The following is a 6,474-nucleotide window of genomic DNA, read 5'->3' as shown; positions in this document are numbered from 1 at the left end:
TCCTGGTGTCTATGGCGCGGTGGAACCACACTGATCCCTTCCCGAACTCAGAGGTGAAACGCTGCTGCGGCGACGATAGTTGAGGGGTTGCCCTCTGTCACAATAGCTCGATGCCAGGTTTAATATTCAAAAACAAAAGCCTCCTCTATTTATTTAGAGGGGGTTTTTGTTTTATCTGGGTTTTTTAAACTCCAGTTTTTATTTATCTATTTAGGGTTTGCTGAATAAACCTAAAACCTTGATATATCAAAGGTTAGAGGCTGATAAACACAGAAATTAGTGCAAGGGTTTTGAAGGGTATACCGGAAAAAGTGTGCATTTTTTGGGATTTCAAGAGATGGCAAAGAAATTTTCAAATCTCCTCCTGACTCCTGACTCCTGACTCCTGACTCCTATGCCCTCACGGAAAGACTTTCTCAGCAACCCCTATTTATCTTTTTACCTAGTTCTGGTAATTTCAATGCTAATTTTGCCGTTAAAGTCAGGTATGGGTGCAGCAGGTTTGATAACAATAACTTGTATTTGAGAAACCATATCATTCTGCTGAAGAATAGCATTTGCGATCGCACCTGCTAACCTCTCCAACAAATCAAATTTAGATGTTTTAACTAAATTCTGCACTAAATTAATAACAGTGCGATAATCTACAGTATCTTCAATAGTGTCATTCTCAGTAGCTTGGGAAAGATCCAACCATAACTTCAAATCTACCTCAAACCATTGTCCTAAAACCTTTTCCTCTGGTAAATACCCAATATAGCCATAGCAGCTAATTCCTGTTAAATGAATACAGTCCATAAAAATTAGAGTAGAAGTTTTACATTTTAGACATTTTAAATTTTAAATTAAAAAGCCCGATAAACAAATTAAAATTAAAAATTGTCTTATCTCCCATATTGATTTAATGCAGCTTAATTTTAATAATCTTAATCAACTTTGGTCTTATGTTTTAACAGAAACCCTCAAACGCTTGGGTTTAAGTTGTGCTATTTTATGTCCTGGTTCTCGTTCTACTCCCTTAACGGTGGCTTTTAGCAAACAAGCACCAGATATTGAAGCTATTCCCATTTTAGATGAACGTTCTGCGGCTTTTTTTGCTTTGGGAAGAGCAAAAGCAACAGGAAAACCTGTGGTTTTGGTTTGTACTTCAGGGACAGCAGGAGCTAATTTTTACTCTGCGGTAATCGAAGCTAAAGAAAGTCGTGTACCTTTATTAATATTAACTACAGATAGACCTGCTGAATTGCGAGATTGCCATTCTGGACAAACTATAGATCAGGTAAAATTATACAGTAATTATCCTAACTGGCAAACCGAGTTAGCTACACCTGTCGCTAATAAAAGAATGTTAAGTTATTTGCGACAAACGGTAATTCATGCTTGGGAACGTTGCCAATTTCCTACCGGGGGAATTGTACATTTAAATATACCTTTTCGTGATCCTCTAGCACCAATTTCTGATGGTACTGATTTTATATTAGATTGTGAAGAGTTCTTTTCTGGGATAATTGCAACACCATTACCAATTACCAATTATCAATTACCTAAAGAATGGCAAAAATGTCAACGGGGTATTATTATTGCTGGAGTTGCACAACCCAAAGAACCTGAAGAATATTGTATAGCGATCGCTCGACTTTCTCAAACTTTGCAATGGCCTGTTTTAGCTGAGGGACTTTCTCCTGTTAGAAATTACGCAGATTTAAACCCCTATCTAATTTCTACCTACGACATAATTTTACGTAATCAAAACTTGTCCCAAGAATTAACACCAGAAATGGTAATTCAAATTGGGGAAATGCCGACTAGTAAAGAATTACGTAATTGGTTAATTAATGTTAATCCTCAACGCTGGTTAATTGATAGTAGTGCTGAAAATTTAGATCCTTTACATGGAAAAACAACACATTTAAGGATATCTGTAGAAAAATTAGGGAATGGGAAATGGGAAATGGGAAATGGGGAATGGGGGTTTTATTTACAAAAATGGTGTGAAATTGAAGCGCAAATTAGAAAAAATATTGATGAGACTTTTGAAACTATAGAAGACTTAATTGAAAGTAAAGCTGCTTGGTTAATTTCGCAAATTCTACCCCCAAAAACAACATTTTTTATTGCTAATAGTATGCCAGTGCGAGATGTGGAATTTTTCTGGAAACCAAATAATTCAGGAATAAAATCATATTTTAATAGGGGTGCAAATGGGATTGATGGTACTCTTTCCACTGCTTTAGGAATAGCACATCATCAACAAAGTAGTGTGATGTTAACGGGAGATTTAGCCCTATTACATGATACTAATGGTTTTTTAATGAGAAATAAGTTAGTTGGACATTTGACAATTGTATTAATTAATAACAATGGTGGGGGAATTTTTGAAATGTTACCTATTGCTAATTTTGATCCACCTTTTGAAGAATTTTTTGCCACTCCCCAGGATATTAATTTTGCCCAGTTATGTGCTACTTATGGTGTAGAATATGAGTTAATAAATTCTTGGAAGCAGTTAGAAGAAAGATTAAAACTGTTACCAAGTCAGGGAATACGGGTTTTGGAAATTAGGACAAACAGAAAAAGGGATTCTCTATGGAGAAAGGAGTATTTGAGAAGGTTTAGTGATGCTTTTTAAACATTGAGTAAACCTGTGAATAAAGTGTAAGTAATCAGTAATCAGTAATCAGCTAATAACAGCAAGAGGAAAGATTTATAATTCTTAATTGCATAAAATTTATACACTTCTGATTTTTCTCTTGTTTTGTATTTCAGTCTTTAAAGCTGATAGCTGACTGCTGAATACTTACTTAAAATTTATCTTTCATTCCGCGAATTTTAGCAAAAGTTTGTACAGGATCTTTACTATTTACAGCTAATTGTAACGAAGGATGATCCCAGCGTAAAAACGGATTTGTATTCTTTTCAATACCAAGCAGAGAAGGAACAGTAGCTTCCTGACGCTGACGCATATCTGTTACTTCTGCAAATCGCTTTTGTAAATCCGTGTTTTCACTATCAACTGTTAATGCAAAGCGCAGATTACTTAAAGTGTATTCATGGGCGCACCAAACAAGGGTATTATCAGGTAAAGCCCGCAGTTTGCTTAAAGAGTCTACCATTTGCGCTGGTGTACCTTCAAACAAACGACCACAACCACCAGCAAATAAAGTATCACCGCAGAATAATCCTCCTGTCTCACTAGGTGTTACAGGAGGAAAGTAGTAAGCTATATGAGCGCGGGTATGGCCGGGTACAAAAAATACTTCTGCTGTGCGATCGGCAAATTGTACGCGATCGCCTTCTTGTAAAAATACCTGTTGTCCAGGAATCCTTCCCCGATCCTCAATTCCAGCATATACTGTCAATTGGGGGAATTTTTCGATTAACTCCAGATTAGCACCCACATGATCATGATGATGGTGTGTGTTAAAAATTGCTACTAAATTGCATTTTAGTTGTGCAAGTTGCTGTAAAACTGGTTTAGACTCCGCTGGATCAACAACAGCAGCAATATTATGCTGTAAATCGTACAGCATAAATATATAGTTGTCAGAAAGTGCTGATAGTCGGATTACCTGCATTGCTTTCTTTACCTCCCACACACATGGATGCTTGATATTGATCATTCATAACTATAGCCTATTTAGAAGTTTTGAATTGAATCAGGTTAGTCCAGTCAATTGCTAATGAGACAAGAGAATATGAACAGATTAAAAACCTAATTAATTAAAATTCGTGTTAAAGTTCGTGAAAAAGCAGATTTTCAAGTTCAGGCAAATGCACAAGTAATTAGACTTGATAAAGGTGGCAGCAAAAAGTTTTTCGTTAGTAAAGGAAATAGGGAGATGGGGAAGAAAATTTTAGATTTTAGATTAGATTTTACAAAACAATCCAAAATCCAAAATCCAAAATCCAAAATAAATAACTCCTGACTCCTGAATTATTGTTATTAAGACCAAGAATCCAAATCTAAAGATTGCATTCCTCGACTGCTGACAAATTCCAGCAAACTACCTAACTGAAACCAAACAAACACACAAGTTCCCAAACTCAAAGGTAAACCAATACCCAAAGCTAGGGGAGAGGGAAAACCAAATATTTCTAAACCAGAAGACATAAATAAACAAACGCCTCCCGTAATACCAATAAATGGTACTAACAATTGCTTTAAAGAAGCACTAGATTTAATAGGTTCTTGATTGTTATTTGGCCATTTTTGGACAATTACTTTTAATGTTCCTGACAAAGCAAAACCAGAAGTTAAAGCCATGAGGAAACCAACCAAAAGCAAGATATAAGGAGGTTGCAGAGGATAATAATACATGAAGACTCCTGATTTTTATGCAAATAATTTAAACGTTGTTACTGTTTTTCAGTAAACGAAATTAGAGATGTTGCTTTTGGCAAAATAGCTGCTACACTTTCTCTCGATAACTCGGTTAAAATGCCTACAGCTACATTTAATAACCGATTTGGCGGTAAGTCATCTTTGACTAAATCCCACAATCTTTGTACTTCATCAGTGTGTAAACGATCATCTTCAGTTAATGCTAAAACTAACTGACGACGTAAAAATTTACCTTCTTCCGATAGTAAATACTGTAAACCCATTCTGGCTGTTGGAACAACATCAAATTGCTGATCAGTCCGCGCAATGGAAATCAAATTCTCTAAACGCTGCCATTGGAATTTACCATCTTTAAATAGCACGTTCAATAACCGTCGTCTTAATGCGGGAGATTCACCAGTTAATAACCGTCGTGCTATGTAGGGATAACCTACTTCCACAATTTTAAAATTGGGGTTGAGGGTTAAAGCAATACCTTCCTGTGTCACCAAAGAACGAATAATTAAAGCAAACTTAGCGGGAACTCGGAAAGGATATTCATACATCAATTCCGAAAATTCATCGGTAATGGTTTTAAAGTTAAAATCACCGACGTTTTTACCAATGGCATTTCCCAGAACTGCTTCTAATGCTGGAACAATGGGAGCAATATTTGTTTTTGGAGCGAGGAAGCCCAATTTTACAAAGTCTTCCGCTAAGTCAGTATAATCTTTGTTGACAAGATGTACTAAGGCATCTACTAAGGTTTCCTTTGTGGTTTCCTCCAACTGGTCCATCATGCCAAAGTCGATGTAAGCCATGCGACCATCGGGAACAGCAAATAAATTACCAGGATGGGGGTCAGCATGGAAAAAACCATGTTCTAATAATTGTTGCAAACCAGAAGTAACACCAATCTGGATAATGGTTTCGGGATCTAAACCTGCTTGGCGAATGCTTTGGATATCTGTGAGTTTAAAGCCGTTAATCCATTCTAGGGTTAAAACACGGTTACTACTATAACGCCAGTAAATAGTTGGTACTTTTACTTGGGGGTCATCACGGAAGTTGGTGGCAAATTTTTCCGCGTTCCGACCTTCGTTCATGTAGTCTATTTCTTCAAATAACTTCGTGCCAAACTCGTCGACGATTAATGTGAGGTCATGGCCGAGATTGAGGGGCAACCAAGGACTCAGCCAAGTTGCTGCCCAACGCATTAGATATAAGTCTTTTGTAATTACTGGACGCAGGTGCGGGCGTTGTACCTTGACTGCTACTTCCTCACCAGTGATGAGACGACCCCGGTAAACTTGACCTAAACTAGCCGCAGCCACTGGTTTCGGGGAAAGTTCGCTAAATATCTCGTCAATGGAACGGTTGAGTTCAGTTTCAATAATGTGTTGCGCTAGGTCATGGTCAAAGGGTGGTAACTGGTCTTGTAGTTTTACCAGTTCCTCTAAAAAGTCTTTACGGATCAAGTCTGGCCGAGTCGAAAGGGCTTGACCCACTTTAATAAATGTCGGACCGAGGTTTGTGAGCAGTTGTCGCAACTGGGTAGCTCGTTTACCCTTATTCTGCTCAACTTGGTTTTGCCATTCATCCCATTTGAGGCTGAGTAGAAAGCCTGCAAAGGAGAAGATGATTCTCAGTAGTCTGCCCCAAGCTAACCAGGGACGGTAACGATAGTAACGAGCGATCGCTTCTGGATTATACTGCTTTAGTTGAGCAGGTTGATACTGACCCACGTCTTTTTTTGCCTCTACAACTGGGAATTTGAGAATTTTCTGACTACTTGATTGACAATTTACTTGTTGCTCAAGTGTATTGTTGGTTTTTGATGGAAGCTATAGATAAACTCAACCTATCTTGAATGTTGAGATTAGTTTATGTTTTTCTTAATTATACTTTATAAAAGTACAAACTTTTGTCTCTTAGCGAGAGTATTTTATTATTTCTTAATGTTTGATGCGGTATAATTTAGTATCAAATCTGACATTAAATATCTTGAAAATCCGATCCCATACAGGTTAGTTGATGGTTATTTGTGAATATTCAGGTTTTGTAGGATGGTGGTGAAAATCTCATACAGGGTTTTTAGGTATATAAAGATGAGATATATTGTTGTTTAGAGAATTTTGATATTTATTAATATA

5 protein-coding genes and 1 rRNA gene are annotated in these 6,474 nt (G+C 37.0%); 2 read left to right on the top strand and 4 right to left on the bottom strand.

Annotated elements, in window-relative coordinates:
• The first annotated feature begins 1 nt into the window (after window position 1).
• Window positions 2-119 (top strand): 5S ribosomal RNA (gene rrf, locus H6F45_RS23265).
• 319 nt (window positions 120-438) lie between these two features.
• Here the strand turns inward: rrf and folB are convergent.
• Window positions 439-798, bottom strand: coding sequence for a dihydroneopterin aldolase (folB, locus tag H6F45_RS23260; RefSeq protein WP_096567706.1), 360 nt, complete (start codon window positions 796-798; stop codon window positions 439-441).
• Window positions 799-904: 106 nt separating this feature from the next.
• Here folB and menD point away from each other — a divergent pair, with 106 nt between their 5' ends.
• Window positions 905-2,629 carry a 2-succinyl-5-enolpyruvyl-6-hydroxy-3-cyclohexene-1-carboxylic-acid synthase gene (menD, locus tag H6F45_RS23255; protein ID WP_190348503.1) on the top strand — a complete coding sequence of 575 codons (1,725 nt, stop codon included), beginning with the start codon at window positions 905-907 and terminating at the stop codon, window positions 2,627-2,629.
• A 172-nt stretch (window positions 2,630-2,801) separates the two neighbouring features.
• Here menD and gloB read toward each other — a convergent pair whose 3' ends face one another.
• The 3 genes from gloB to H6F45_RS23240 form a co-directional block, all read right to left on the bottom strand.
• Window positions 2,802-3,575: a hydroxyacylglutathione hydrolase gene (gene gloB / locus H6F45_RS23250; RefSeq protein ID WP_190348502.1), complete on the bottom strand. Its 774-nt coding sequence runs from the start codon at window positions 3,573-3,575 to the stop codon at window positions 2,802-2,804.
• Window positions 3,576-3,943: 368 nt separating this feature from the next.
• Window positions 3,944-4,318: a hypothetical protein gene (locus H6F45_RS23245; protein ID WP_137668178.1), complete on the bottom strand. Its 375-nt coding sequence runs from the start codon at window positions 4,316-4,318 to the stop codon at window positions 3,944-3,946.
• A gap of 38 nt (window positions 4,319-4,356) precedes the next feature.
• Window positions 4,357-6,066, bottom strand: a complete 1,710-nt coding sequence (locus tag H6F45_RS23240; protein ID WP_096567714.1) for an AarF/ABC1/UbiB kinase family protein — start codon at window positions 6,064-6,066, stop codon at window positions 4,357-4,359.
• Window positions 6,067-6,474: the final 408 nt, after the last annotated feature.

Source organism: Sphaerospermopsis sp. FACHB-1194 (assembly GCF_014696235.1).
GTDB classification, from domain to species: Bacteria; Cyanobacteriota; Cyanobacteriia; order Cyanobacteriales; family Nostocaceae; genus Sphaerospermopsis; species Sphaerospermopsis kisseleviana.
The sequence above is the reverse complement of the archived record's forward strand: the minus strand, read 5'-3'. Positions and strand labels throughout refer to the sequence as shown.